The sequence below is a fragment of the Comamonas sp. E6 genome (assembly GCF_001010305.1).
GTDB lineage: Bacteria > Pseudomonadota > Gammaproteobacteria > Burkholderiales > Burkholderiaceae_C > Comamonas > Comamonas thiooxydans.
In genome coordinates, this window is the sequence record NZ_BBXH01000002.1 from 32,683 (window position 1) to 57,228 (window position 24,546).

General features: G+C 56.9%; 21 protein-coding genes and 3 pseudogenes. 9 read left to right on the forward strand and 15 right to left on the reverse strand.

Going from position 1 to position 24,546, the window contains the following annotated elements:
• Positions 1 to 195: 195 nt before the first annotated feature.
• The 4 genes and pseudogenes from CSE6_RS00280 to CSE6_RS00295 all read right to left on the reverse strand — a co-directional run bounded on the left by CSE6_RS00280 (position 196) and on the right by CSE6_RS00295 (position 3,580).
• Positions 196 to 948 (reverse strand): IS5 family transposase, encoded by a 753-nt coding sequence (locus tag CSE6_RS00280; protein ID WP_034358988.1) that lies wholly within the window; start codon positions 946 to 948, stop codon positions 196 to 198.
• A 44-nt stretch (positions 949 to 992) separates the two neighbouring features.
• Positions 993 to 1,919, reverse strand: a pseudogene (locus CSE6_RS00285) (IS481 family transposase).
• A gap of 138 nt (positions 1,920 to 2,057) precedes the next feature.
• Positions 2,058 to 2,552 (reverse strand): bacteriohemerythrin, encoded by a 495-nt coding sequence (locus CSE6_RS00290; RefSeq protein WP_012837647.1) that lies wholly within the window; start codon positions 2,550 to 2,552, stop codon positions 2,058 to 2,060.
• A 65-nt stretch (positions 2,553 to 2,617) separates the two neighbouring features.
• Positions 2,618 to 3,580 (reverse strand): PDR/VanB family oxidoreductase, encoded by a 963-nt coding sequence (locus CSE6_RS00295; RefSeq protein WP_012837648.1) that lies wholly within the window; start codon positions 3,578 to 3,580, stop codon positions 2,618 to 2,620.
• A 277-nt stretch (positions 3,581 to 3,857) separates the two neighbouring features.
• Here CSE6_RS00295 and CSE6_RS00300 point away from each other — a divergent pair, with 277 nt between their 5' ends.
• The 3 genes from CSE6_RS00300 (at position 3,858) to CSE6_RS00310 (ending at position 7,121) form a co-directional block, all read left to right on the forward strand.
• Entirely contained in the window at positions 3,858 to 5,201 is a 1,344-nt protein-coding gene (locus tag CSE6_RS00300; RefSeq protein WP_012837649.1) for an MFS transporter, read from the forward strand.
• A 43-nt stretch (positions 5,202 to 5,244) separates the two neighbouring features.
• Positions 5,245 to 6,237 carry an ABC transporter substrate-binding protein gene (locus tag CSE6_RS00305; RefSeq protein ID WP_012837650.1) on the forward strand — a complete coding sequence of 331 codons (993 nt, stop codon included), beginning with the start codon at positions 5,245 to 5,247 and terminating at the stop codon, positions 6,235 to 6,237.
• 290 nt (positions 6,238 to 6,527) lie between these two features.
• Entirely contained in the window at positions 6,528 to 7,121 is a 594-nt protein-coding gene (locus tag CSE6_RS00310; protein ID WP_012837651.1) for a MarR family winged helix-turn-helix transcriptional regulator, read from the forward strand.
• 61 nt (positions 7,122 to 7,182) lie between these two features.
• Here CSE6_RS00310 and CSE6_RS00315 read toward each other — a convergent pair whose 3' ends face one another.
• Together CSE6_RS00315 and CSE6_RS00320 are read right to left on the reverse strand one after the other, a co-directional pair.
• Positions 7,183 to 8,358, reverse strand: a complete 1,176-nt coding sequence (locus CSE6_RS00315) for a Gfo/Idh/MocA family protein (protein WP_029158425.1) — start codon at positions 8,356 to 8,358, stop codon at positions 7,183 to 7,185.
• Positions 8,359 to 8,377: 19 nt separating this feature from the next.
• Entirely contained in the window at positions 8,378 to 9,709 is a 1,332-nt protein-coding gene (locus tag CSE6_RS00320; RefSeq protein ID WP_012837653.1) for a Rieske 2Fe-2S domain-containing protein, read from the reverse strand.
• 427 nt (positions 9,710 to 10,136) lie between these two features.
• Here CSE6_RS00320 and CSE6_RS26660 point away from each other — a divergent pair, with 427 nt between their 5' ends.
• Positions 10,137 to 10,259: a hypothetical protein gene (locus tag CSE6_RS26660; protein ID WP_255443327.1), complete on the forward strand. Its 123-nt coding sequence runs from the start codon at positions 10,137 to 10,139 to the stop codon at positions 10,257 to 10,259.
• Positions 10,260 to 10,652: 393 nt separating this feature from the next.
• Here CSE6_RS26660 and CSE6_RS00325 read toward each other — a convergent pair whose 3' ends face one another.
• The 3 genes from CSE6_RS00325 to CSE6_RS00335 form a co-directional block, all read right to left on the reverse strand.
• The gene (locus tag CSE6_RS00325; RefSeq protein WP_034358991.1) at positions 10,653 to 12,191 is read right to left on the reverse strand and encodes an IS3 family transposase; all 1,539 of its coding nucleotides are present in this window, start codon (positions 12,189 to 12,191) and stop codon (positions 10,653 to 10,655) included.
• 298 nt (positions 12,192 to 12,489) lie between these two features.
• The gene (locus CSE6_RS00330) at positions 12,490 to 13,566 is read right to left on the reverse strand and encodes an IS110 family transposase (protein WP_012837655.1); all 1,077 of its coding nucleotides are present in this window, start codon (positions 13,564 to 13,566) and stop codon (positions 12,490 to 12,492) included.
• Between the two features lie 416 nt (positions 13,567 to 13,982).
• Positions 13,983 to 14,750: an IclR family transcriptional regulator C-terminal domain-containing protein gene (locus CSE6_RS00335; protein ID WP_012837656.1), complete on the reverse strand. Its 768-nt coding sequence runs from the start codon at positions 14,748 to 14,750 to the stop codon at positions 13,983 to 13,985.
• Positions 14,751 to 14,859: 109 nt separating this feature from the next.
• Between CSE6_RS00335 and CSE6_RS00340 the strand changes: the two genes are divergently transcribed.
• Genes CSE6_RS00340 through CSE6_RS00360 form a run of 5 tightly spaced genes read left to right on the forward strand, consistent with a single transcriptional unit; the run spans position 14,860 to position 19,510 of the window.
• Positions 14,860 to 15,828, forward strand: a complete 969-nt coding sequence (locus CSE6_RS00340) for a tripartite tricarboxylate transporter substrate binding protein (RefSeq protein WP_019043844.1) — start codon at positions 14,860 to 14,862, stop codon at positions 15,826 to 15,828.
• Between the two features lie 15 nt (positions 15,829 to 15,843).
• Entirely contained in the window at positions 15,844 to 17,085 is a 1,242-nt protein-coding gene (locus CSE6_RS00345; protein ID WP_019043843.1) for an aromatic ring-hydroxylating dioxygenase subunit alpha, read from the forward strand.
• The gene (locus tag CSE6_RS00350; RefSeq protein ID WP_019043842.1) at positions 17,082 to 17,546 is read left to right on the forward strand and encodes a nuclear transport factor 2 family protein; all 465 of its coding nucleotides are present in this window, start codon (positions 17,082 to 17,084) and stop codon (positions 17,544 to 17,546) included. The genes CSE6_RS00345 and CSE6_RS00350 overlap by 4 nt, the downstream gene beginning before the upstream one ends.
• The gene (locus CSE6_RS00355; protein ID WP_019043841.1) at positions 17,543 to 18,490 is read left to right on the forward strand and encodes a PdxA family protein; all 948 of its coding nucleotides are present in this window, start codon (positions 17,543 to 17,545) and stop codon (positions 18,488 to 18,490) included. Before CSE6_RS00350 ends, CSE6_RS00355 begins: the two co-directional genes overlap by 4 nt.
• Before the next feature lie 9 nt (positions 18,491 to 18,499).
• Positions 18,500 to 19,510: an FAD-binding oxidoreductase gene (locus tag CSE6_RS00360; RefSeq protein WP_019043840.1), complete on the forward strand. Its 1,011-nt coding sequence runs from the start codon at positions 18,500 to 18,502 to the stop codon at positions 19,508 to 19,510.
• A gap of 20 nt (positions 19,511 to 19,530) precedes the next feature.
• Here the strand turns inward: CSE6_RS00360 and CSE6_RS26665 are convergent, their stop codons facing one another.
• From CSE6_RS26665 to CSE6_RS00400, 6 genes and pseudogenes are all read right to left on the reverse strand, one after another.
• The gene (locus tag CSE6_RS26665) at positions 19,531 to 20,160 is read right to left on the reverse strand and encodes a DDE-type integrase/transposase/recombinase (protein ID WP_122974732.1); all 630 of its coding nucleotides are present in this window, start codon (positions 20,158 to 20,160) and stop codon (positions 19,531 to 19,533) included.
• Positions 20,161 to 20,389: 229 nt separating this feature from the next.
• Positions 20,390 to 20,689 (reverse strand): annotated as a pseudogene (locus tag CSE6_RS00375) (transposase); the annotation flags it as partial.
• Positions 20,690 to 21,294: 605 nt separating this feature from the next.
• Positions 21,295 to 22,038, reverse strand: coding sequence for a hypothetical protein (locus tag CSE6_RS00385; RefSeq protein ID WP_123974928.1), 744 nt, complete (start codon positions 22,036 to 22,038; stop codon positions 21,295 to 21,297).
• Positions 22,039 to 22,118: 80 nt separating this feature from the next.
• On the reverse strand, positions 22,119 to 22,442 hold the full coding sequence (locus CSE6_RS26765) for a helix-turn-helix domain-containing protein (RefSeq protein WP_080571293.1): 324 nt from the start codon (positions 22,440 to 22,442) through the stop codon (positions 22,119 to 22,121).
• A gap of 118 nt (positions 22,443 to 22,560) precedes the next feature.
• A complete protein-coding gene (locus CSE6_RS00395) occupies positions 22,561 to 23,634 on the reverse strand; it encodes a hypothetical protein (protein WP_012837667.1) in 1,074 nt (357 codons plus the stop codon).
• Between the two features lie 85 nt (positions 23,635 to 23,719).
• Positions 23,720 to 24,496, reverse strand: a pseudogene (locus tag CSE6_RS00400) (YqaJ viral recombinase family protein); the annotation flags it as partial.
• Positions 24,497 to 24,546 lie beyond the last annotated feature (50 nt).

Below are 24,546 nucleotides of genomic sequence, written 5' to 3' on the forward strand. Positions count from 1 at the left end.
ATTGATGCGAAGTCGGGCTTGGCCACCTCTTCTAGATGGTGGAGGCAGCTTCGGCTGCGGCGCACAAAATCTTGTTCTCTGCGTCGCAACTGCTTCTCTTCATTGACATGCCTCACCTCTATTTTATTAGACGTCTAAAATTATTATTAGAGGGCTAGCGTGATTTTTGGTCGGTGATATCCCTAGGGCTCGTCATCAATTGAGCCAGACGACAGCGGCCGCAAGGTGGATCCCTCCCAAGAATGCCGCTGCCGTTTTGTCATAACGCGTGGCAATGCCCCTGTACTGCTTCAACCGCGCAGAGAAGTTCTCAATGAGATGCCGCTCTTGGTAGACATGGCGGTCATACCCGCGCTGAGTTTTGCACGTCCGAATACTGGGAATGACAACCTGCTTGCCCTGGCGCAGCAGTGGTTCAACCACGCGTTCATGGGCGTCATACGCTTTGTCGGCAATCACGGCTTGCGCGTCGGTGCGCGCAAGCCAGACATCTGCACCTTCCAAATCCGATGCCTGCCCTGCTGTGAGATGGAAACCAGTGGGGTTGCCAAGAGCGTCAACGGTGGCATGGATCTTGGTGCTCAAACCTCCTCGGCTGCGACCGATGGCTTGGCTTTGCCCCCTTTTTGCACCCGCGCTGTGCTGATGGGCACGCACGATGGTTGCATCGATCATGGCGTACTCGTTATCAGGCAGCGCACTGAGTGCTTCAAACACCCGCAGCCACACGCCCGAGCGGCTCCAGCGCATGTGGCGCAGGTGAACGACTCGAAAGTCGCCAAAGCGCTGGGGCAGATCGCGCCAAGCAATACCGCAGCGATAGCGATACAGCACAGCGTCAACAAGGAGACGGCTATTTTTGGCAGGAGCGCCCACATGCCCGGCCCTGCCAAGAAGTAGGCTTTTGATTTGCTCCCATTGGGCATTGGTCAGTGCATGTCTACGAATGACGCTACTGATAACGTAGCAACTATCGTATTAGATGACACGTCCTAGTTGTTTAGTCCCGGCATTTGATGGATTGGATCAATCCTGAAGCGTTTGGGCTCGGATGTCCACTGCTTGCAAATGAATTCATACGGGGTCAAGCCCTTGAGCGTCTTGAGTCTTCGGCCGAAGTTGTAGGCATCGATGAAGTCCGCCAGATGCTGTCGTAGCTGCTCGTGATCGTCGTAATGGAAGCGTTTGACGGTAGCTTCTTTGATGGTCCGATTCATTCGCTCAACCTGGCCATTAGTCCAGGGATGCTTAATCTTGGTGAGGCGATGTCCAATGCCATGTTCAGTGCAGACGCGGCCAAAAATGTGATCGCCAGCGTACCGATCGCAGGCACGGTTCGCAAACTGGATACCGTTATCGGTCAGTACCGTATGGAGGGCGTATGGCACTACCTTGATCAGATTGCGCAAGAACTGTGCAGCAATCATCTTGCCGGCCTTGGCATGGAGTTCGGTCATTGGCCACAAACAGATAGAGCTTGCCTTCGGCTGTTTGCACCTCGGCAATGTCGACGTGAAAGTAGCCGATGGGGTAGATCTTGAACTTCTTCTTGGCAGGCTTGCCGCCACCCACCTCTGGTAGCCGCGAGATGCCATGACGCTGCAGACATCGATGCAGCGAGGAGCCGTCAGATACGGGATGGTCGGTTGCAGTGCATAAAGGCAGTCGTCCAGTGGCAGCTAGGTATGCCTGCGAAAGGCGACGATCGCAGCCTCATCCTCAACGGATAAAACGGTGGAGCGCGGCCGCCTCGGCCCTGTTGGTAGATCGGTGACCGAGGCCCGCTTCTTCCACTTCGCCACCGTCTTCTGATTGATGCCATAGCGCGCAGAAAGCGCTCTCAGGCTCTCTTGACTATTTTGTATTGCTCGACGGACTGCCTCTGCCGTTGTGGCGCTCCCGTGCAGAACCTGGCCCATAGTGCTTCCTTCCATTCAAGGTAAAAGATTGCACCATCAAAACCTGGGATCAAATAGAGCATGGATCCCGCGTTCTGGTGGGGATATCTGGGTCTTGGCTTGGGGAGAGGGGTGTCTCGGATGCTCCTTGGAGCACTGTCAAAGCTTGCGTCGCAACACGATGGGCTTGCCGCCCATATTCAGCTTGGTCATCCAGGCGGCCAGTGCGGAATCCAGATAGTCTGCATGACCTGGGAACCACTGGAAGAGGGCCATGCCGATATCCTGGACTATGTCGGCGCCGGCTTGTCCTTGTGCAACAGCTTCCTTGACCTCGCGGACCGACTTCAGCACTGCTGCATGCTCGTCGAGATGGCAGTCCCGAGGAGGGAAGTTCGTGGTGCGCATCCATTCATCTTCCTGCTCGAAATGGCTGATGGCATGCTGCTCGAACTGTTCGATGGCCTGGGCGGCATTCTTCTCCGTGCAGGTCACCAGTTTCAGCGCAGTCGCGTAGAACTCCTCATGCACATCATCCATGGGCGTAAATCCCAGTAAGCGTGCATCGGTCCAGGCGAGACTGTTGTCGTCGACCGGCGTGGGTGCACTGGCATCCCGAGCCCTGGTGGCTGAGGTAGAAGTCTGCTCATCCATGTTCAATGTCCCTTGTTATGTTGGTAGGCCAATGCCTGGCCGTGCCAACCGAAGTGGCTGGTGGCTCAGAGGTCCAGTACCAATTCCGCAGATTTTGCACGCGATACGCAGACCATAATCTGTGCATCCTTTTCATCGTCCCGTAGCACGAGATCCCGGTGGTCCGCTTCGCCCGAGCACAATCCTACCCGGCAGGAGCCGCAGGTACCGCTTTCGCAGGAGCTTGCCACGCGCACGTTCGAGGCACGCAGAACGTCCAGAATCGAGCGGTCGCTCGGAATTTCCAATGAGGTGCCGGTGCGCTTAAGCTGCACCGTGAATGGCGTGTTTTCCTTTGTGTTGGCATTGCCGGCGCCGAAACTTTCAAAGTGAACGGTGCCGGACGGCCAGTGGCCTGTCATGTCCTGAACGGTATCCATCAGCGACTGCGGTCCGCAGCAATAGACATGTGCAGCCTTGGGACGCTCGAATAAGGCCCAGAAGTCGAATGCTTTCGCCGGGTCGCCGAAACTGTGGTGGATCTTCACCAACGAGCGCCATTCGTCGCTGCTGAGCTCGTCGAGAAAGGCCGTGCCCTCTGGATCCCGAGCCAGATAATACAATTTGAAGTCCCGCAGGCCTTCCGCCTTCAACTGGCGTGCCATGGACAGCATGGGCGTGATGCCGATGCCGCCAGCCACGAGAATGAACGACTTGGCGCGTTCATCAAGCGGAAATTCGTTGCGCGGCAGAGAGGCTTCGATCGAATCCCCTGCGGATGTGTCGTCGACCAGACTCATCGAGCCGCCACGGCCATTGCTGTCGCGCTTCACGGCGATGACATAGCGATTGCGCTCTTGCGAGTCGTTGCAGAGCGAATAGCTGCGGCGCATGCCGTTGGGGGCCACCAGCGTCAGATTCGAGCCAGCCTCGAACGGGGGCAGCGGCGCGCCCTCTGGATGGGTAAGTTCAAAGCGCCAGATGTCGCGTGCAATCTTTTCCTTCTCCGCGATCTTCAGACGCAGAAAGCCGCTTTCCTGGGTGGTCATGCCTGTCTTCCTTTACTTGCTCGACAATATTTGCAATTCTATTATTAGAGATCTAATTATGCAAGCGGAGTAGTTGACTTGCGCACGGTTTCGCGCCAGGGGAAAACCCTGCTTGTCGCTACTCTCGAAGCCTCGTAATCTAATAAATAGATATCTAATGAATAGATTTCTAGCAATAAAGGCTTGATTGCGGCGGCCGGTAAAGCGAACTCAGACGTGTTCGCTGCTCCGCCAGCTCAAGCCGGCAGCAGACAAAACGCCTCCAAGAGACTCCGAAATGACAGATTCCACGTTGAACTACGTGGGTGCGCTTCCGCATCAAACTTCCGACCCGGCAACCGTCGAGACAACCTATCGCAAGATCACTCTCAGGCTGATGAGCTTTCTGTTCTTCTGCTGGGTGCTCAACTATCTTGATCGCGTCAATATCAGCTTTGCGCAGTTGCATCTGAAGCACGATCTTGGTCTGAGCGATGCCGCTTACGGTCTGGGCGTGAGTCTGTTCTTCATTGGCTACATCCTGCTGGAGGTGCCGAGCACGCTGCTGCTCAGGCGCATCGGCGCACGCAAGACCATCACGCGGATCATGCTTTTGTGGGGGGGGATTTCTACTGCCATGGCATTCATGAACGCCCCGTGGCAGTTCTATCTGGCCCGGACGCTGCTTGGCGCGGCGGAAGCAGGCTTTTGGCCCGGCATCATTCTTTATCTCTCGTTCTGGTATCCCGCCAAGCTCCGCGCCCGCATCACGTCGCGGTTCCTGCTGGCGATTGCTGTGGCCGGCATCATCGGCGGTCCGCTGTCGGGTCTGATCCTCGAGAACTTCCATGAAGTCTGGGGCTTTCGCAACTGGCAGTGGCTGCTGTTCTTAGAAGGCCTGCCGGCCGTGGTCGCGGGCATTGTGGCTTGGTTCTACCTGACCGACAAACCACAGGATGCGAAGTGGCTGACCAATCAGGAAAAGCTCATCGTCCTGAACGCCCTGGAAGAAGAGAACCGCCAGAAGCCGGAGAACGCTCCGAGCAGCCTGATGGCCGCTTTGCGTGATCCGCGCGTCTATGTGATTGCTGCAGGCTGGGCCACGGTACCCATTTGCGGCACGATCCTGAACTACTGGACGCCCACCATCATTAAGCAGACGGGCGTTTCCAACATGCTGCACATCGGCTTTCTGTCGGCTCTGCCTTACTTGGTCGGTGCCGTTGCCATGCTGTTTATTGCCCGCAGCTCCGACCTGCGATTGGAGCGCCGCTGGCATTTCGCCCTGTCGACCACCGCTGGTGCCATTGGCGCGTTGATGCTGACGTTGTTTACAGAAAGCCCGGTGGCTGCGATTGTATGCCTGAGCCTGGTTTCGGTGAGCTATTTCGCTGCGGCGGCTATTGTCTGGACCATTCCGCCGAACTATCTCACGGGTGAGGCTGCAGCAGGCGGGATTGGCGTCATCAGCAGTCTGGGGCAGGTCGGAGCTTTTTTTGCGCCCATCGTCCTGGGTTGGGTGAAAAGCGCTACCGGCAGTTTCTCGGCTGGCATTTTGCTGGTGGCTGCGCTGGTCTTCATCGGAGGCCTTGCCGTCTTCTTTGGCGTGCCACGCCAGCAGGCGTCACAAACAGGCGCATGACAATGCGCTCCGAATCGATTTTGATCGTCACAAAGGAATCAACATGAGCAAGCTTCAACTGTCCATCGCGGTGGGCAATTACGACCGGATGCGTCCGCTGATCGACGGCGACGTCCAGATCGACGGTGTGGACCCGGTGTTCATGCTGCAGGATCCGGAAGAAATCTTCTTCCGTGCGTTCCGCACCGCCGACTACGACATCTGCGAGCTGTCGCTCAGCAGCTACTCGGTGAAGACCGCAGCCGGCACCTCGCCGTACATTGCCGTGCCGGTGTTCCCTTCGCGGGCATTCCGCCACAGCTCGGTCTACGTGCGTGCCGATCGCGGCATCAACAGCCCGGCCGACCTCAAGGGCAAGCGCATCGGCGTGCCCGAATACCAGCTGACCGCCAATGTGTGGGTGCGCATGTTCCTGGAAGAGGAGTACGGCGTGAAGGCCTCCGACATCCAGTGGGTGCGCGGCGGCTACGAAGATCCGACCCGCATCGAGAAGATCTCGCTGAAGCTGCCCGAAGGTGTGTCGCTGGTGAATGCGCCGGAAGGCCGTACCATCTCGAACCTGCTGGCCGATGGCGAAATCGATGGCGTGATCGGGCCGCGTGCCCCGTCGTGCTTCGACCGCGGTCACCCGCAGGTCAAGTACCTGTTCGAGGACCCGCAGAAGGCTGCGGCCGAATGGTATGAGCGTCGCAAGCTGTTCCCGATCATGCACACGCTAGGCGTGCGCAAGACCCTGGCAGAGCAGCATCCCTGGCTGCCCGGCGCACTGGTCAAGGCCTTCGAGCATTCCAAGGCGGTGGCACTGACGCGCCTGAGCGACACTTCGGCTACCAAGGTCACGCTTCCGTTCATCGAGGACCAACTGCGCAATGCGCGCCGCCTGATGGGCCAGGATTTCTGGTCGTATGGTTTTGCCGAGAATGCCCATGTGGTTGACCGTTTCCTCGCGCAGCACCATGCCGAAGGACTGTCGAGCCGCCGCCTCCAGCCTGCTGAGCTGTTCCACCCGGCCAGCCTGGAGAGCTTCAAGATCTGATCTCATCAGCTGCTGCGGATATTGCCGCGCACTTGGTCGACCAAGTGCGCGGCGTTTTGTATGTACAGTCTGCTTTTCCGTTAGCCGCAGCATCACGTCTACAATGCACTCGCCCTGCGATGGCGCAAGGTATCCGTACCGATACCGTGGTGCTCGGCTTGTTCGTATCGGTGTGGTTGGCATACCTTTTGAATTGACAAAGCATGAGTGCAGAACCGGGGAAGCGGTCCGTGCACTTGTGAAGGCACTATGATTTCAAGCAGTCTGACGATGGCCGTGAAGGAGAAAGCATGACAGCCAGACCCTCTTCCAGCAAGGCACCGGATTCCAAAGAGAACCCGATCCTGCGGCATTGGCGCGAGGCCGTACCGGATGATCGTCTCGCTCACCTGGTGAAGGATGCAGGCCGGGCGATGGTTCGGGGGCTGCAGATGCGCCTGGCTCAGTATGAAGTTTCTTTCGGTCACTGGGCGTTTCTGCGCATTCTGTGGGTCACCGATGGACTGACGCAGAAGGAACTAAGTGACGAGGCAGGTACCACCACGCCGACCACTTTCAGTGCGGTGTCGGCGATGGAGAAGCTGGGATACGTCGAACGCCGCTATGCGCCCGGCAATCGCAAGAATACCCACGTGTATCTCACGCCTCGCGGTCGCAGCCTGGAAAGCAAGCTGGTTCCATTGGCCGAAGAAGTGAACGAGATCAGCGTCAAGGGCCTGAAAGGCTCGGAGATCGATATCGCGCGCAAGGTGCTGCTCACGATCATCGAAAACATGGCACGCGACGAAGCAGAGAAGGTGCATGACTCCGTGCTGCGGATTCCTTCCACCCGGGAAATGGGGCACCTGATTGCCGCTCGCGGCGAGGAGTGCGAAAACTGTTGAGCAGGCTCCAGGAAAGAAAAAACCTCGCATTGCGAGGTTTTTTCTTTCCTGGAGCCTGCTGTCAGAGCAGTACGTCCGTACCCGTTTCGCTCGACTTCAGAATCGCGATGCAGATTTCCAGCGTGCCTTTTGCCCACTCCCCATCATGCAGGGGGGCTTGGCCCAGGATGACGGCATCGTATAGTTCGTCGATCACCTCGGCGCGCGGCACGGTCGGGCGCGAAAGCGCAAGCGTTTCGCGCTGCTTGTCGCCGTACACGACGACGGAATCGGGTAGGGGGCGCAGGTCGGCACGTTCGCAGGACACGATCACCGGGCCGAAATGCTGATGACTGCGTGCCGGCTCTTCTGCTGCCCACGAGGGCTGCTTGTAGGCGGCACCACCGTACGTACCGGCAGCCTTGAGCTTGGCTTCGTCCTCTGCCGAGGCAATGGTGGCCAGACGCTTGCGCGCACTCCCGTAGGCATCCGGATTCAGGTGATCGCCCATTTCACCGATCCAGCCAGTCCACTCGTCACTGTTGAAGTGACCGTAGCCGTTGTACGAGAGCGAGGCATAGGCGCCGTTCTCGAACCAGATCAGGGCGGAATAGGCGCCTTCGGTCGGGCGCAGCGGATCCCAGCGACCGACGCTTGCGCGCAAGCGCGTGGCACGCGAGCTCGCGAGCATTCGCACGATATCGACCTGGTGCGCAGCCTGGCTGAAGACGGCACCACCGCCTTCGGCCGTCATCAGTTCTTCGGGCCGGCGCGGACGATACAGGTAATCGGTGTAGTTGAAAGCTTGGATCATCTTCACCGCACCGAAATCGCCCGAGCGGATTAGCTCGCGCGTGCGCCGGTACGGCGTATCGAAACTGTGGCAGTGCCCGACGATCAGATGCACGTTCGCGGCGCGGCAGGCCGCGATCATGCGATCACAGTCAGCCGCGTTGAGCGCCATCGGTTTCTCGACCAGCACATGCTTGCCCCTGGCTGCGGCAATCTCGGTGTGTTGGGCGTGGAACTGGTGCGGGCTGGCCACGTAGATGGCTTCCACATTCGGATCTTCGGCCAGGTCCTGCACGTCTGTGTAAGTCCTTGCGTTGAAGTCGGCAGCGAACTGCTGCCGAGCTTCCTCGCGCGGGTCACACGCGGCAACGAGCTGGACCCTGGGGTCCTGAAGGAAGGTGGGCAGCATCAGCGAGAATGCCCGCCCCAGTCCTGCAACCCCGATCCGTAAACGGCGCTGTTCCATGGCCAGTTCCATCCGTTGATTACTGCTTGACCTGGTAGTCGGTCGCGGCCTCGGCGGCTTGTTCGTCCGACACGGCATGCTTGGCGCTCACGTAGCGGACCTGGTATTCACGCCAGTCGGTTTCCTTCGGCACCACAGCCTGGTATGAGCAGATCGTGCCAGGGATTGTCTTGGCACCGGTGCCGATGGCCTTGCCGTCCTGCTTGTATTCGGCGATGGCATCGAGCATGCGACGACGGAACTCGACAATGGCGAGATCGCTGGCACCCAGGCGTTCGTCCGAGCGGTTGGCGATGGGGCCCATCGTGACCCACATGGCGATGTCCTGGTTCGGGAAGCCGGTGATGCCGGTGAAGTTGCCGGCCTTCATAGCTTGGCGGTCTTGCCAGAAGCGGTTTTCGTGATTGCGCAGAGGACGGTAGCGTTCATCAAGGTCTGGGCCGACTTGAGTATGCAGGAACTTGCGCCAGGTTTCGGTTTCCGGCGTGGTAGCTGCATCACCCCAGGCGATGAAGTAGAACACCGTATTGGTGTCGTCCATCGGAACGTTGACGTTGGCGACGTTGTACAGGTTGTTCGGCGGAATCAGCACAGTGCCGGGTGCGACGAACACGGTCGAGCGCACATAGTCGTGCGTGGAGGCATTGAAGATCGGGCGGCGCAGGGCGGCGTAGCGGAAACCATATTCGGTGCGCTGGACTTGCAGGCGGGGAGCCTTGTCGGTGGAGGGGCGCAGCCAGTTATTGTCCGTGGCTTCGGCGCCGGTCACGCGTGCCGGCACAAAATCCGACGAGTGCAGGCTAGAGCTGTGTGCGGAATCGATGGCGCCTTCGAGGATCTGTGCCCAGTTGCATGGCAGCAGTACCTTGCCGATGCTCACACGGGTGTCTGCAGTCGGTGCCCAGGCTGGAGCGACGAATTCGGGGATGGCGTCCTGAGCACCCATGTAGGCCCAGACCATGCCGCCCCATTCCTTGGTCGGATAGGCAGTGTGTTTGACCTTTTCGGCCATGCTGCTGGCGGCGGGCTCGGAGACCATTTCGAGCACGTTGCCTTGCACGTCGAACTTCCAGCCGTGGTACAGGCAGCGCAGGCCGCCGTCTTCGTTGCGGCCGTAGACCAGCGAGGCGCGGCGATGTGGGCAGTACTCGCCAACCACGCCGACGCGACCTTCGCTGTCGCGGAACACGACGAGGTCTTCGCCGAGGATGCGTGCCTTGACCGGCGTGCCGTCCGGTTCACGGACCTCTTCAATCAGGCAGATCGGGGTCCAGTGTTCGCGCATCAGCTTGCCCATGGGGGCTTCGCCTTCTACGCGGCACAGCAATTCGTTTTCTTCATGAGTCAGCATCGTTGTCTCCTGGCGATTACTCGCCTTCAGCAGTAGGGGTACTTAATTATATTAGAGATCTAGTTATATTGACAAGCCTGTTTGACAAGATTGTGTGGCTTCGATGGGGGCGGCCTGTGGCCAATCACAAACCTTTGATTGAGAGACATGAAACAAAGCCCTCTCGAAATTCTCCGGAAGGGCTTGGGATGCTGTATCAGAGGCTGGCAATCCAGCTTGATGTTGCTCGACTTGATCCACTTAGCACGCACGGCCCCGCCGCTACATGGATATGCTGGAAGAGGTCGGCATGAATCCAGCCCTCCTGGCGCGACTTCCGCATCAGGTATCAGGTGGCTAGCGGTAGCGTGTAGTCATTGCGCGCGCACTGACCATGAATCCGCGCCTGCCAGTCTGCTACGAACTCGTGTCAGCTCTGGACGCCACAGTGCGTAATCAAGTCTTGGCCTTGCTTACCAAGCTGTGCAAGGAGCGAGACTTGATGCTGATCTTCACCGGCCACGTCTTCAATGTGATGGAGTCGATTGTCGATGAAGTGCCGGTCATGTAGCGTGGAAAAATCGCGGAATATGGCTCGGCCAAAGAGATGTTCTCCTTGCCGCGCGAAGCCTCACGCGGGAGTTGCTAAAGGCGGGGCGACTGTCGAGCGCGCTGCGGTTGGTCGAGAAACAGACAGTCCTTGTCGGCGACTAGGCGGCGATGTGTTGCCGCGGCCCTGAGCACCATAAGCTTGATCGAATGATCAGGAAAGCTGGCCGTCTGGGCCGAATTCACTTTACATCCCTTGCCTGATCTCATGCCGTGGCAGCGATTCGCCCTGGATTTGAACTGTTCTAGGAGTTGGACGGTTACCGTGCTGCCGAGCAGGAGGTGTTTCTCAGTCTGTATTTCGCAGGGCTGAGTCCTTGTGTTGGGGGGGGGCGGATAAAAACTTGGACTGGTTTTATGCGGCTAGGCCAAGCTTGTGCCGGTATTCCACAGGACTTAAAAGTCCCAGAGATACCTTGATACGTTTTTCGTTGTACCAACGAATGTACGCATCGACAGCTTCAATGAACTGCTCAATCGTTGTTGATTGCCAGTTGTTGGGATAGAACAGCTCCATCTTTAGCCTTCCAAAAAAGCCTTCGCACGCAGCGTTGTCTGGTGAGCACCCTTTGCGAGACATCGAGCGAGTCAACTTTGCATCATGGACCCTCGAGAGCCAGCCTGGCCAGCGGTAGTGAGCTCCACGATCAGAATGAATCACAGGGCGGCTCTCGCTGCCTTGAACAGCATCAATGGCCGCATCCAGCATTGTGTTGACGAGATGTGCGTTGGGATGAGTCCCAATCGACCAGCTCACCACCAGCCCGTCAAAGCAATCAATGACTGGCGACAGGTAAACCTTGCCAGCAGGAATCTGGAATTCAGTAATGTCGGTGAGCCACTTCTCATTGGGCGCAGCGGCACGGAAGTCTCGATTGATGAGGTTTTGCGGGGCGGCACCTATCTCTCCAAGGTAGGAGTTATATCTGCGGCGTTTGGGCTTGGCCACGATCAAGCCCTCCTGCTTCATCAGCCGACGAACCACCTTCTCTGAGATGCCCGTGCACTCCTTGAGCAGAGATGCCTGCACCCTGCGGTACCCATAGCAACGGTAGTTGTTGTCGAAGATCTCTGTGATGCTTCGGCGTACATCCAAGTATTTGTCAGCCAGCTTCAGCCGGGCACGATGGTAAAAGTACGAGCTTCTAGCAAGGCCAACAAGAGAAAGCAGTTCTGGTAATTCATACTGACCGCGCAACGCTTCAACCAGCACAGCCTTATCTTTGTTTGCCAGCCTATGCAGATCAATGCCAGCCCCATTTTTTAAGACTTCATGGGCCTGCTTGAGAAGCTCACGCTCTATCTTTAGTCGCCGAATATCCTGGCGCAATGATTCAACTTGGCGCCTGAGCGCTGCTGCATCCAACACAGGCGATCGCTTTGGACTGTGTTTCATCGAGGTGGGGGCACAAGGGCCAAGCAACTGATTTTTCCAGTTGTACAAGGTCCCTCTGCATACCCCAAACTTGACCGCTATCTCCTGCGCAGTTGATTGACGGGTACACAGTTGCACCACGCCCTCGCACATCAAGGCATCAGGCTTTGTAGTCGGCCAAGACCTGCCGACCATCGATTTACTGATCTCAGGGCAGTCTTGCCGAACCCACGCAGTCAACGTTCCTCGACCCGGGTAACCCAAAACCCTCATCGTGGCGGCAATACAGCGATCGTGGGCGAGGTAATGAGCAACCGCCACCTGTCTTTGCTGTAGCGAATATTTCGGTGCTCTTGGTGCTTGGCTCGCTGGCAAATCCTGATGCTTCAGGTAGTGCTGATACCAGCCTTTCAATGCGTTCTTGGTTGGGTATCCCAACTGGCGAATCGTGGCTCTGACACGCAAGCCAAGCTTGATATAAAGCTCAACTGCACGAATCCTGTCTGCGTATGAGTACATGAACTACCTTGTATGGATGCCTCCCAGCCATGAGTAGTAACCCGCAATGCTTTGTGAAGAAGTCGGCTGCTGCCTTGTATCCGGCCTGTGATGTGGACGCTGGGTTGCCCCTTGTCCGCTGGCCCCGATGTAATCCGCTGACGAGCGCCTCATCTCCTAGGACGGACTTTTGAAGTCCGGTAGTTCATCCAGGTTTAGCTCGTCCCGGTCTGACCTGTTTCACATCACGCTGCTTTGTTGCTGCCTCATCGCCTTCAAAGGTTCACATCCTCCTTTCTCGGGTTGATCTGCTATCCGTTCAAGCCCCAAGCGGCCTGGTGCTCTGGTGGCCTCGTTGGTAGTCCTGCTGTCGGGCCGTAACGGCCCAGATCGTTCGCGCCATCTTGGCCGCCTGTGCCACGATCACAACGTTCGTTGGCCTCCTGGCTTGAAGCTGTTCCAGCCATGGGCCGGGCTCTTTCGCATGTCTCAGTACCGCACGCGCACCGTGAATAAGCAAAGTCCGCAGGTAGGTGTCGCCCCGTTTGGAGATCCCCAGAAGATTTACCCGGCCACCTGTGCCTCGTTGCTTGGGTACCAGACCCAGCCAGGCACAGAATTCGCGCCCCGACTTGAATGCCTTGGCTTCTCCCATAGTGGCGATGGCCGCTGTAGCCGAGAGCAGGCCTACCCCGGGTATCGCCGCCACACGCTTCATGTCCACGTCAATGCGCAGGACCTCTGCAAGCCTCACCTCGATGGCCTTAATGTCTATCGCCAGTTGCTTGATGCGCTGGGCCTGCTCGCGCAGGCTATCGACGACATACTGTGGAATGCTGTTGGCAAGCGCCTCCAGTGCGAGTTCCAACTCGCCCAACAACGCCTTCTTGCCTCGCGCTAAGGTGGCTCCAAACTCATAGAGTAGTCCCCGCAACGCATTGATCTGCATGATCTTCATCCGCATCAACATCTCGCGCTGACGATGCAAGGTGAGCGTGGCTTGTTGCGCCAGCGTCTTCACGCCCACGAATTTGGTACCCGGCTGCTGGATCGCCAGCCAGATGGCGCGTGCATCTGTAGCGTCGGTCTTGTTGCCGTTCACGAATGGGCGCACGGCTTTGGCATGAATCAGCCGCACGGCATGGCCCTGCGCCGTCAACTCACGGGCCCAGTGGTGCGCTCCGCCGCAGGCTTCGATGCCGATCAAGCAAGGTGCACGGTTGGCGAAGTGCCCTAAAACCTTGGCCCGCTTTAGCTGCACGTTGACAATCTCGCCTGTGCTCATGTCCACGGTGTGAAGTTGGAACACGCTTTTGGCGATGTCCAGTCCAATGACCTGCAGGCCGGCCACCTGACCGATGATTTGCCCCGCGCTTTGGGTAGTACAACGATGCATGACGAAACCTCGCTGATGTTTGTGAAGACATTGGTCTATCAAGCCACGGGCACTTTGATACCGTATCCATTCAAGAGCCCAGCTCGTCTAGCGAACAAGCACACTCCCAAAACGGTCACGCTGTTCATCTTTATGCTTCTGCGGCCTTTGAGCTGCCCGTAGGCAGGGAGGCATCCATTACATCTCCTGGTAGTCCAAGTTTTTGTCCGCATCCTCGGCGGGTCAGTTCTGCGTGGAAATCAACAGCCTGTGCGTCAATATGCAACTCCTGTTTAACCGGGAGAAGACACTGCTGAGGACGCCATCAAGGAGCACTATGGTTCTGCCAGAACTCCTTGCTCAGTTGGCTCTTGCGCGTAGTTCCTACTTCTACCGTTGAGCTTGCGCTGCGGTAGCAGCAAGGACATCGTGGAGCACTACAACCCCTGCGGATATAGCTTTTTTTCCAACTCATTGCGAGCGCGCTTCAGCGGTATCAAAAAAGTCTCCTTGAACTCACTCATGCTGAGTCTCTCTGCCCTAACAGCAATGCTCATGGCAGCAATTGTGTTGCCTTGAGGGTCGCGCACTGGCGCTGCCATAGAGCGCACCCCCAGCTCCAGCTCTCCGTCGCTGCATGACCACCCTGATTGCCGGCAAGTTTCAAGCAGACCTAGCAGCTCCTCCAAGTCAGTCACCGTATGAGGGGTCAGTGCCACCCGCTCGATCATCTCTAGCCTTGCACGCGCCTCCTGTTGGGGGAGTCCTGACAACAGCATCCGACCAATCGCAGAGCAGTACACCGGCAACCTAGATCCTATTCCTAGGCCCGTGCTCAAGCTGCGCCGTGCGGTCGAACGACCAATGATGATGGCATCGTCCTCCAACAAAGTACCAAGCGAAGCGGATTCTCTGGTGCGCTCCGACAGTGCATCCAGTAGTGGCTGGGCCAATGCAGGCATGGGGCGCGATGACAGAAATGAATAGGCGATCAGCAGCGATTTGGGCTGCATCCAGAACAGTTTGCCGTCGCTCTCTAGATAGCCAAGCTGTACCAGTGTGCTGAGCGAACGTCTGGCGGATGCTGGCGTGGACTGCGTGAGCCTGGCTACCTCTGACAGCGTCAGCCGGGTATGCCGACGGTCAAAGCAAGTCAGTACCCCCAATCCCTTGCGCAGCGATTCCACAAAGTTCTTGTCCTGCATAGCGATCAAATCAAGGTGTTTTCAACATTTTTGCGCATAGCGCAAAAACAGGTTTAACACAAAGTACGACATCCTCATACTGCAGTTCCCCACACAAGAAGGAGACAAGATGCGCAACGAATCTATTCGCAGACGCGAAGCATTGATCGGCATTGCCGCTGCGGTCGCTGCAACAGGTAGCCTGGCTCAGTCAAATCAACCTCTCAAGATCGTCGTGCCTTTCTCAGCGGGAGGTACCGCCGATGTACTGCCGCGCCTAGTAGCCGAAAAAATCCGCGCGGACTACGCAGGTGGCGTGATCATTGAAAACAAGCCCGGGGCTGGTGGAAACATCGGTGCCGATCTAGTGTTCCGGGCACCGCCAGACGGAATGACTGTGCTAGCCTCCCCTCCGGGGCCCATCGCCATCAACCACAACCTCTATCAAAAGCTCAGCTTCGACCCGACTCGCTGGGTACCGGTGACGATTTTGGCCACAGTGCCCAACGTCCTGGTCATCAACCCGAAGCTGCCTGTTAAGTCACTTGGCGAGTTCATCGCATACGCCAAAGCCAATCCCAAAAAAGTGACTGTGGCGACGCAAGGCGACGGCTCCACATCCCACCTGACTGCTGCCATGTTTATGCAGCTGACTGGCACTGAACTGACTGTCATCCCTTACAAGGGAACAGCCCCGGCACTGATTGACTTGATCGGCGGCAATGTGGATGTGTTTTTCGACAACATCAGCTCGTCGGCCACCTACCACCAGGCCGGCAAGGTGCGCATTCTGGCCGTTGCCGACGAGCAGCGCTCTCAAATATTGCCCCAGGTCCCCACCTTCGCCGAGCAGCAATGGCCCGCCATGCAAGCCGTGACTTTCTTTTCTGTTGTGGCTCCCCCAGGCACGAGTGCAGAAATCGCTCAGAAGCTTCAGAAGCAGATGGCCCTGGCTCTGTCATCGAACGACATCCGCAAGCACTTTCAGGAACAAGGTGCCGTGCCTTGTGGTTGGGACCCGTCCAAGACTGCTCAGTTCATCCGCCAGGAAACCGAGAAGTGGAAGAAGGTGCTGAAGGCCGCCAACGTCAAGCTCTAACTCTTAGGAACCAACATGCAAGAATCCATCATCCAGTGGCATGGGGCCACTAATACGCGCGTGCCTTTTGGTATCTATACCGACACAGCCAATGCTGATCAGGAACAGCAGCGCATCTATCGCGGCGAGGTCTGGAACTACTTGTGCCTGGAATCTGAAATTCCCGGGGCCGGTGATTTCCGCACTACCTTTGCCGGTGAAACACCGATAGTTGTCGTACGGGATGCCGACCAGGAAATCTACGCCTTCGAGAACCGCTGCGCGCATCGCGGCGCTCTCATCGCTCTGGAGAAATCGGGCCGTACGGATAGTTTCCAGTGCGTCTATCACGCCTGGAGCTACAACCGACAGGGAGATCTGACCGGCGTTGCCTTCGAGAAAGGTGTCAAGGGCCAGGGTGGCATGCCGGCCTCATTCTGCAAAGAAGAGCATGGCCCGCGCAAGCTCCGCGTGGCTGTCTTTTGCGGTTTGGTCTTTGGCAGTTTTTCCGAGGACGTGCCCAGCATTGAGGATTACCTTGGCCCTGAGATTTGCGAGCGCATAGAGCGCGTGCTGCACAAGCCCGTAGAAGTCATCGGTCGCTTCACGCAAAAGCTGCCTAACAACTGGAAGCTCTACTTCGAGAACGTGAAGGACAGCTATCACGCCAGCCTCCTGCATATGTTCTTCACCACCTTCGAGCTGAATCGCCTCTCACAAAAAGGCGGTGTCATCGTCGACGAGTCGGGTGGCCACCATGTGAGCTATTCCATGATCGATCGCGGCGCCAAAGACGACTCGTACAAGGACCAGGCCATCCGCTCCGACAACGAGCGTTACCGGCTCAAAGATCCTAGCCTTCTAGAGGGCTTTGAGGAGTTCGAGGACGGCGTGACCCTGCAGATCCTTTCTGTGTTCCCTGGCTTTGTGCTGCAGCAGATTCAGAACAGCATCGCCGTGCGTCAGTTGCTGCCCAAGAGCATCTCCAGCTCGGAACTCAACTGGACCTATCTTGGCTATGCAGATGACAGTGCCGAGCAACGCAAGGTCAGACTCAAACAGGCCAACCTTATCGGCCCGGCCGGATTCATTTCCATGGAAGACGGAGCTGTCGGTGGATTCGTGCAGCGTGGCATCGCAGGCGCTGCCAACCTTGATGCAGTCATCGAGATGGGCGGAGACCACGAAGGCTCTAGCGAGGGCCGCGCCACGGAAACCTCGGTACGCGGCTTTTGGAAGGCCTACCGCAAGCATATGGGACAGGAGATGCAAGCATGATCAATGAAATTCAAATCGCGGCCTTCAATGCCGCCTACGCGAAGACCATAGACAGTGATGCAATGGAGCAATGGCCAACCTTTTTCACCAAGGATTGCCACTATTGCGTCACCAATGTCGACAACCATGATGAGGGACTTGCTGCCGGCATTGTCTGGGCGGATTCGCAGGACATGCTCACCGACCGAATTTCTGCGCTGCGCGAAGCCAATATCTACGAGCGCCACCGCTATCGCCATATCCTGGGTCTGCCTTCGATCCAGTCAGGCGATGCAACACAGGCCAGCGCTTCCACTCCGTTCATGGTGCTGCGCATCATGCATACAGGGGAAACAGAGGTCTTTGCCAGCGGTGAGTACCTCGACAAATTCACCACGATCGATGGCAAGTTACGTCTGCAAGAACGCATCGCGGTTTGCGACAGCACGGTGACGGACACGCTGATGGCATTGCCGCTATGACAATAGTGCACCGTAGATTGGCTTTGGCCATCGGCGATCCCCACGGTATTGGCCCAGAAATCGCACTGAAAGCTCTCCAGCAGCTGTCTGTCACCGAAAGGTCTCTTATCAAGGTCTATGGACCTTGGAGCGCTCTCGAGCAAGCCGCACGGGTTTGCGAAATGGAGCCGCTTCTTCAAGACATCGTTCACGAGGAAGCCGGCACACTTACACAACCAGTTCAATGGGGAGAAATCACCCCGCAGGCTGGTCTATCTACGGTGCAATCCGCAACAGCGGCTATCCGAGCGTGCGAAAACGGCGAAGTCGATGCCGTCATTGCCTGCCCTCACCATGAAACGGCCATTCACCGCGCAGGCATAGCGTTCAGCGGCTACCCATCTTTGCTCGCCAATGTTCTTGGCATGAACGAAGACCAGGTATTCCTGATGCTGGTGGGGGCTGGCCTGCGCATAGTGCATGTCACTTTGCATGAAAGCGTGCGCAGCGCATTGGAGCGGCTCTCTCCTCAGTTGGTGGTCAACGCGGCGCAGGCTGCCGTGCAGACATGCACCTTACTCGGAGTGCCTAAACCAAAAGTCGCTGTATTCGGGATCAACCCTCATGCATCTGAAGGACAGTTGTTCGGCCTGGAGGACTCCCAGATCACCGTTCCCGCTGTCGAGACACTGCGCAAGCGCGGCCTAGCAGTAGACGGCCCCATGGGAGCTGACATGGTTCTGGCACAGCGCAAGCACGACCTGTATGTAGCCATGCTGCACGATCAGGGCCATATCCCCATCAAGCTGCTGGCACCTAACGGAGCCAGCGCACTATCTATCGGTGGCAGGGTGGTGCTTTCCAGCGTGGGCCATGGCAGCGCCATGGACATTGCCGGCCGTGGCGTGGCTGACGCCACGGCCCTCCTACGCACAATAGCCCTACTCGGAGCCCAACCGGTCTGAGGACTCTCTATGAACCACCAGATCCATATCCACGACTCCGATATCGCGTTCCCCTGCGCGCCCGGGCAATCCGTACTGGATGCAGCTCTGCAGGCCGGCATCGAGCTGCCCTATTCCTGCCGCAAAGGTAGCTGTGGCAACTGTGCGAGTACGCTGCTCGACGGAAATATTGCCTCCTTCAATGGCATGGCCGTGCGAAACGAACTCTGCGCCTCGGAACAAGTGCTGCTGTGCGGCTGCACTGCAGCCAGCGATATACGTATCCACCCGAGCTCCTTTCGCCGTCTCGACCCGGAAGCCCGAAAACGTTTTACGGCCAAGGTGTACAGCAATACACTGGCGGCACCCGATGTCTCGCTGCTGCGCCTGCGCCTGCCTGTGGGCAAGCGCGCCAAATTTGAAGCCGGCCAATACCTGCTGATTCACCTCGACGACGGGGAAAGCCGCAGCTACTCTATGGCCAATCCACCCCATGAGAGCGATGGCATCACATTGCATGTCAGGCATGTACCTGGTGGTCGCTTCAGCACTATCGTTCAGCAGTTGAAGTCTGGTGACACATTGGATATCGAACTGCCATTCGGCAGCATCGCACTGAAGCCTGATGACGCAAGGCCCCTGATTTGCGTTGCGGGTGGCACGGGATTTGCGCCCATTAAATCCGTTCTTGATGACTTAGCCAAACGCAAGGTTCAGCGCGACATCACGCTGATCTGGGGGGCTCGCAACCCCTCGGGCCTGTATCTTCCTAGCGCCATCGACAAGTGGCGCAAAGTCTGGCCACAGTTTCGCTACATTGCAGCCATCACCGACCTAGGCGATATGCCTGCGGATGCTCACGCAGGTCGGGTGGATGACGCGCTACGCACTCACTTTGGCAACCTGCACGATCATGTGGTGCACTGCTGTGGCTCACCAGCTCTGGTTCAATCAGTGCGCACAGCCGCTTCCGATATGGGCCTGCTTGCACAGGACTTCCACGCGGATGTTTTTGCGACAGGCCCGACTGGTCACCACTAGAAGTAGCTACCCATGCGATATCAACACGGCGGACTTGAGGCAGTAATAAAAGCATTCATGCCATTGCCGACGAACTTGCTTCCTCGCTGTACGCGTTTGTGGTTGACCGGCTCCGCCATTGAACTGCACAGCGTTGCAGTAACCCGTCGGTAGCCAAAGCAGCCATGGTTGCGCTCGAAGATGTTGGTGATTGATCGGCACACCAGGACATACTTCTCGTCAGCGTTGAGACGGGCGCGATGGTAGAGGTATGAACTGCGAGCCAAGACTAGCGAGGCGAGCGACTCGGCAAGCGATTCTTCATGGCGCAGGCCATAGCTTCTGACCAGGGCCGTGGAGCTGCGGCTGGTGAAGACCAGCCCATTGTCCGAGAGCAGTAGGAACGGCGCTGGCACACGCCCGAGTGTCCCGAACCGTGCAATCAGCACCTGCTCCAGTGCTGACTCCGCAGTCTTGGATCTCCCGCTACGCGACAGGTTCCAGCCCAGCAGTTCCCGGCTGTGGCAATCGATCACCAGGGCCATCGTGGTCCAGCCAGCCCGTCCGGCCCAGACCCGGCACATGTCGGTGGCCCAGCGCTCATTCAGTGCCTTGGCCACCGAGGGCAGGGATTGGATCCTGGGCCTGAAGCCTACCGGGCACTTTCGCACCTGCCAGCCCTCTATCTAGAAGATGCGCTGCACCGTGTTCTTGTTGAACCCCAGCAGATGCGCCACCGTTCGATAGCCGAAGGATAGGTTTTCCTCGAGCATGGCCTTGATCGGCGTCACCAATCGATCCTGCAACTTTGGCGCAGCCTTGACTGGGCGGCCCTGTTGGTGGAACAGGCCCTTGGCCTGGATCCATTCGCCTCGTGCGCGTATGTGTTCAGTAAAAGTAAACGGCCATGTGCACCTTGCTGCCGCGGCGGCGCTTGTCGTTGTCGTAGCTCGCACGCGGGTGACACTCGCAGGTTGACTGCAACGTACGCTCATCTAGCACTGCGGCACTGGACTGCCCCTGGCGCCCTTGGGCCACACGGATGATGGAGCGCAGGTCCGACACCATCGCCTCGGAGCATCCCGCCTCCCATGGCGGCAGGTCATTGGGCAGCAGCTGCCAAGGTGCACCTGCACGCACCAGCCAACGCAGCGCATTGAAGACCTCACGCAGGTCATGCGGGTAAGGCTTGCGGGGCATTGCAGCACTCTACTTGGGCTGCCGCGTGTCTTGAACGGAAGTTCATAACACGCTCTAGAACTGAGTGATCTGCCACTCATATTCATTCGCGATAGATGCTGCTGCTGCCATTTTCAGTTCAGCGCTATCACCCATTACATCCGCGTATCGCTTGCACAGCGAAAGCAGCGCTGCTTTGGAGCTGTCTGCAGTTTGTTGATTTCCACCCATGTGGCTACGGGTTGGTCGGTGAACAGCCCCTTGCCGTGAATGATGCCTGCCGCGTGCTGGGCGAACAGGGGCGGCAACGAACGGTTGGCGAAGTGAAGCCGCAACAGCTCGCGCCAGAAGTCCACCGGAGTGCGGATAGACCTGGGCGCCACGCGGTGGGATACTGGCTGAGAAACACCGCCTAGTTGGCGGGACGGTAACCGACCAACTTCTGGGGACAGTTCAAACCCGGGGTGATTCACTTATTCCGCGAAGGCGGCTACAGGATTTTTTCATTCAAGCGAGTGTTGTTGCGCCTAAAATTTAAGGGTGTCGGCGAAAGCACCTACAAAAAAATAAAGGCATGTGATCGGCACTGACTGCGCCAGTTAGTGCCGATCACTGCTTCGTGGTAATCAGTTATCGCTGATTACACGCCACCCATTTTCTGTTTTTCGCATTGGAATTGTCAAAGTTACTTTTACTTTATATTCGTCAAATAAAAGTTCTGGATCTTTGTTCTCACTACGTAATGATGCGAGTTGTTGTCCTTCAAAAAGATTTTTTGTGAATTGTTTCACACTAGGATTGCAGCCGTTGTAGTAGTTTCTGTAAATAATAGTCTCTTCATTGCCAAAAATTTTGAATGGCTTTTGATTATTTATCTCTTGTTCTCTAGATTCTACAAGTTTTTTCCAGATATTAATCTTTTCTTGAAGGGGTAATGGTATTTCTGGCGCTATCTCTGCGGATAGCCCTCGTTTAAAGACAATAATTTCATCGGAAGAGGGCATGTAAGGTGCATGCAGTTCGAATTCATCTGCTATTTTTTTTATTTCCGCTTCAAGTGTTTCTCTTGTTTCGAGAAATTTTTTATTTTTCTCTAGTCGTCTTTCTGATTCTTCTTTTTCTTCTTTCCATTGATTGCGCATAGTATCTAATAGGCTGGAATCTTTAAGTTCCAATCCGTAAGAAAATTCCACCCTATAGTAGCCATCCTCTTGATAGCCATTGGTCTTTTTGATGTCTACGATTTTGAGATTTTTGCAGCTATCGAACTTGGGCTCTAGATAAGCTTCTAGATCGCTATTGCTTGGGGAAGAGTTACAGCCGGTCAATGCGAAGCTTAAGGCTGAACAAAGAAGTATTCGTTTTTTCATAGGGCCATCTCTTAAATTTGAAATGAAAATACACACGCACTCTTCACACCTTGAAAAGAGGGCGGAGAAAAGTCTGAGCTTTAGGGTGTTTTTCGAGGAATTCCAGGTCGGAAATAAGGCGCAAAGTCGTTTAAATGCGCAGCATCGCGTTGTACGGCGAGGTCCCGGAAATGTCCATCCAAAGTCAGGAAGAATTCGGATGGTTTCATATCAAGGGCGGCGATGATGCGCTCCATGTTGACCAGCGTCACATTGCGCTCACCACGCTCCACGCCACCCATGTAGCTGCGATCCAAGCCGCAGTAATGCGCAAAACCTTCCTGAGAAAACCCTCGCGCGCTTCGGCACTCACGCACGGCCTGCCCAAATGCCTTGAGCACTGGAGATCGGTCTGCATTGGTCATTGGTTTGCTTGCCATGGGACGCAATGGTTACGATTCGTAGCATGCTTGGCCACAGTGCAAAAGCACACCGTGATAGCGATCACGGTGTGTAGAAACACTGCTTTAAGTGCTACGGTCGTCACAGCCACTGCTTTTGCGGATACGGACTATGCGTACCATTTCGCTGACTGGCCTGAGCGATAGGGGGCCAGTGCTCATTGGCTGCAGCTGTAGTAGGGGCGGTGGGTGTTTCGCACTCTTCGGGATAAAACTCTTCCACAATCTCAACCCCCTCATCGGGCGCATCTTCAAAGTTGCCATTGGCAAAGCCCTGTCGTGCGGCTCCGTCCAAGGCAGACTGATCAAACCCGGCTGCCAAGCGCTCAGCCGCCAAGGTGTGGGCTTGCCCAATGGCCTCGTTCAAAGAGGCACCAGTACGCACCACCAAGTCCGCGTAATAGATGGCCGATCGATGCGACTGCGTGGTGGACTTGCCACGCAGCTTGAGCTCCAGCGGCATGCAGGCCAGGTTGCCACCAGAGACTGCAGCGAAATATTGCAGCCGCGCTGCCAGAGTGCGAATGCTGTTGAAGCCCGTGGTTCTGAATACAAAGCTGCCCAACTCATCGCTGTCGCCAATACTCACGTTCAAGCGGCCGTAGGGCTTGCAATGGCCCATGCCAAACCGGCATGTATCCGGACCAGGGCAGGCCAACTCTTCCAGACCTTTGTCTGTCACACGCTTGCAGCTCTCGCCATTGCCGACGCACAGCGGGCGAGCGGTACTGCGATCGAACATGCAGTAATCAGCTCGTAGGTTCAAATCTGGATCATTGAACAGCACCCGCACTGGGATGCTGCGCAGCTTGCGCCTTGTCGTGCTCGGTGCAGCCGTTGGCGTATCTGCCACACCCATCTTGTCTTTGAGTGAGCGTTTGCCTGTGCGAGTTTGGGTAGCGCTTGCTGACGTTTCACTTTGCACATCGGAAGGCTCTGTGCCTTCTTTTATGCCGCAGGAAACTTGACCAGGTGCTTGGCTCTGGCGCAAAGCCTCATCCAAAGGGTGTAGCACCCACTGGCCTCGCTGCTGCACCTGCGTGGTGATGGTGAACTCATCGTCCTTTTCTGGCAGACGCTTGCCGTTCTTCTCCACCACCTTGCCAATCGAAATCCTGCCAATCACAGGCGGGGTGATCATCAAACCTTTGATCATGTCTTGCTCCAAAAAAGAAAGCTCTCTGGGGCTGTGAACCGCAGAGAGCAGAGGGGGATGGATAAAAAGGGCCGTGAGTCACCGCTCACGTTTCATTGACGCAAAATCGCCGAGCACCAGCCCGCGTGGACAGGTAGGCCTTGGCCAACTCTGGATGGTCTTTGTTGAACTGCGCCGTATTGAACACTTGGCCATCCTTGCTGCGCCGCCATGTCACGCTGCCGCCGCAGGCAAACGTTGCTTTGCCCGCTTCTCCCATATGGATCTGGATGGCCTGGCGCAAGCGGGCTTCATTTTTCTGTGCCACTTCAAGCTGCTCACGTGCCGCTAACAAGGCTTCAAACGTGGCATTGAGCTCTGGGTCATCACTCATGTCTACGTCATCGCCTGAACTGTTTGGATAGAGGCTACGCAAGGCTTTTTCTGCACTGTCCGATCCATCGCCAGCAGGCGGCGTTTTGCTCCCCACCATTTGCCAGAATGCGTGCTCCATTTCGATCAGTCGAGCAATCAATGTCTCGTCTCGCTCAATCCGTAAGATTCGCAGCTCCTGACCGCCGACCAGCACAGCTACGTCAGCAGCACGATGGCCAGTCACGGCCAACTGGTGCATCACCTGCAGTTGCACATACTCGGGAACACCGTCACGCCACAGGCGGGCGCCATGGATACCTGCAGTTTTGCATTCCAGAAGCTGCACCGCCGAAGAGCCGACCACTTCACGATCCACGTTAGCCAGCATCCAAGGATGCTCAGGATGCTGCAAAACCGCATTCACTCTGCGCACCTTGTTGCCTGTGCGCTTGGTGTAGTGAGCCGCCACAATGGGCTCCAGCATCGTTCCCCAGAACATGGGGCTGGTGTGTTAATTTCCACGCAAAACTGACCCGCCGGGGGCTAGTGGGGATGCGG

Excerpts from the sequence above, each read along its gene's own strand:
- CSE6_RS00350 (WP_019043842.1), top strand. The coding sequence starts at position 17,082 with ATGATCAATGAAATTCAAATCGCGGCCTTCAATGCCGCCTACGCGAAG.
- CSE6_RS00330 (WP_012837655.1), bottom strand. The coding sequence starts at position 13,566 with ATGCATCGTTGTACTACCCAAAGCGCGGGGCAAATCATCGGTCAGGTG.
- CSE6_RS00355 (WP_019043841.1), top strand. The coding sequence starts at position 17,543 with ATGACAATAGTGCACCGTAGATTGGCTTTGGCCATCGGCGATCCCCAC.
- CSE6_RS26765 (WP_080571293.1), bottom strand. The coding sequence starts at position 22,442 with ATGACCAATGCAGACCGATCTCCAGTGCTCAAGGCATTTGGGCAGGCC.
- CSE6_RS00360 (WP_019043840.1), top strand. The coding sequence starts at position 18,500 with ATGAACCACCAGATCCATATCCACGACTCCGATATCGCGTTCCCCTGC.
- CSE6_RS00345 (WP_019043843.1), top strand. The coding sequence starts at position 15,844 with ATGCAAGAATCCATCATCCAGTGGCATGGGGCCACTAATACGCGCGTG.
- CSE6_RS00310 (WP_012837651.1), top strand. The coding sequence starts at position 6,528 with ATGACAGCCAGACCCTCTTCCAGCAAGGCACCGGATTCCAAAGAGAAC.
- CSE6_RS00385 (WP_123974928.1), bottom strand. The coding sequence starts at position 22,038 with ATGAAAAAACGAATACTTCTTTGTTCAGCCTTAAGCTTCGCATTGACC.
- CSE6_RS00325 (WP_034358991.1), bottom strand. The coding sequence starts at position 12,191 with ATGTACTCATACGCAGACAGGATTCGTGCAGTTGAGCTTTATATCAAG.
- CSE6_RS00395 (WP_012837667.1), bottom strand. The coding sequence starts at position 23,634 with ATGATCAAAGGTTTGATGATCACCCCGCCTGTGATTGGCAGGATTTCG.
- CSE6_RS00340 (WP_019043844.1), top strand. The coding sequence starts at position 14,860 with ATGCGCAACGAATCTATTCGCAGACGCGAAGCATTGATCGGCATTGCC.
- CSE6_RS00305 (WP_012837650.1), top strand. The coding sequence starts at position 5,245 with ATGAGCAAGCTTCAACTGTCCATCGCGGTGGGCAATTACGACCGGATG.
- CSE6_RS00335 (WP_012837656.1), bottom strand. The coding sequence starts at position 14,750 with ATGCAGGACAAGAACTTTGTGGAATCGCTGCGCAAGGGATTGGGGGTA.
- CSE6_RS00315 (WP_029158425.1), bottom strand. The coding sequence starts at position 8,358 with ATGGAACAGCGCCGTTTACGGATCGGGGTTGCAGGACTGGGGCGGGCA.
- CSE6_RS00290 (WP_012837647.1), bottom strand. The coding sequence starts at position 2,552 with ATGGATGAGCAGACTTCTACCTCAGCCACCAGGGCTCGGGATGCCAGT.
- CSE6_RS00295 (WP_012837648.1), bottom strand. The coding sequence starts at position 3,580 with ATGACCACCCAGGAAAGCGGCTTTCTGCGTCTGAAGATCGCGGAGAAG.
- CSE6_RS00300 (WP_012837649.1), top strand. The coding sequence starts at position 3,858 with ATGACAGATTCCACGTTGAACTACGTGGGTGCGCTTCCGCATCAAACT.
- CSE6_RS00320 (WP_012837653.1), bottom strand. The coding sequence starts at position 9,709 with ATGCTGACTCATGAAGAAAACGAATTGCTGTGCCGCGTAGAAGGCGAA.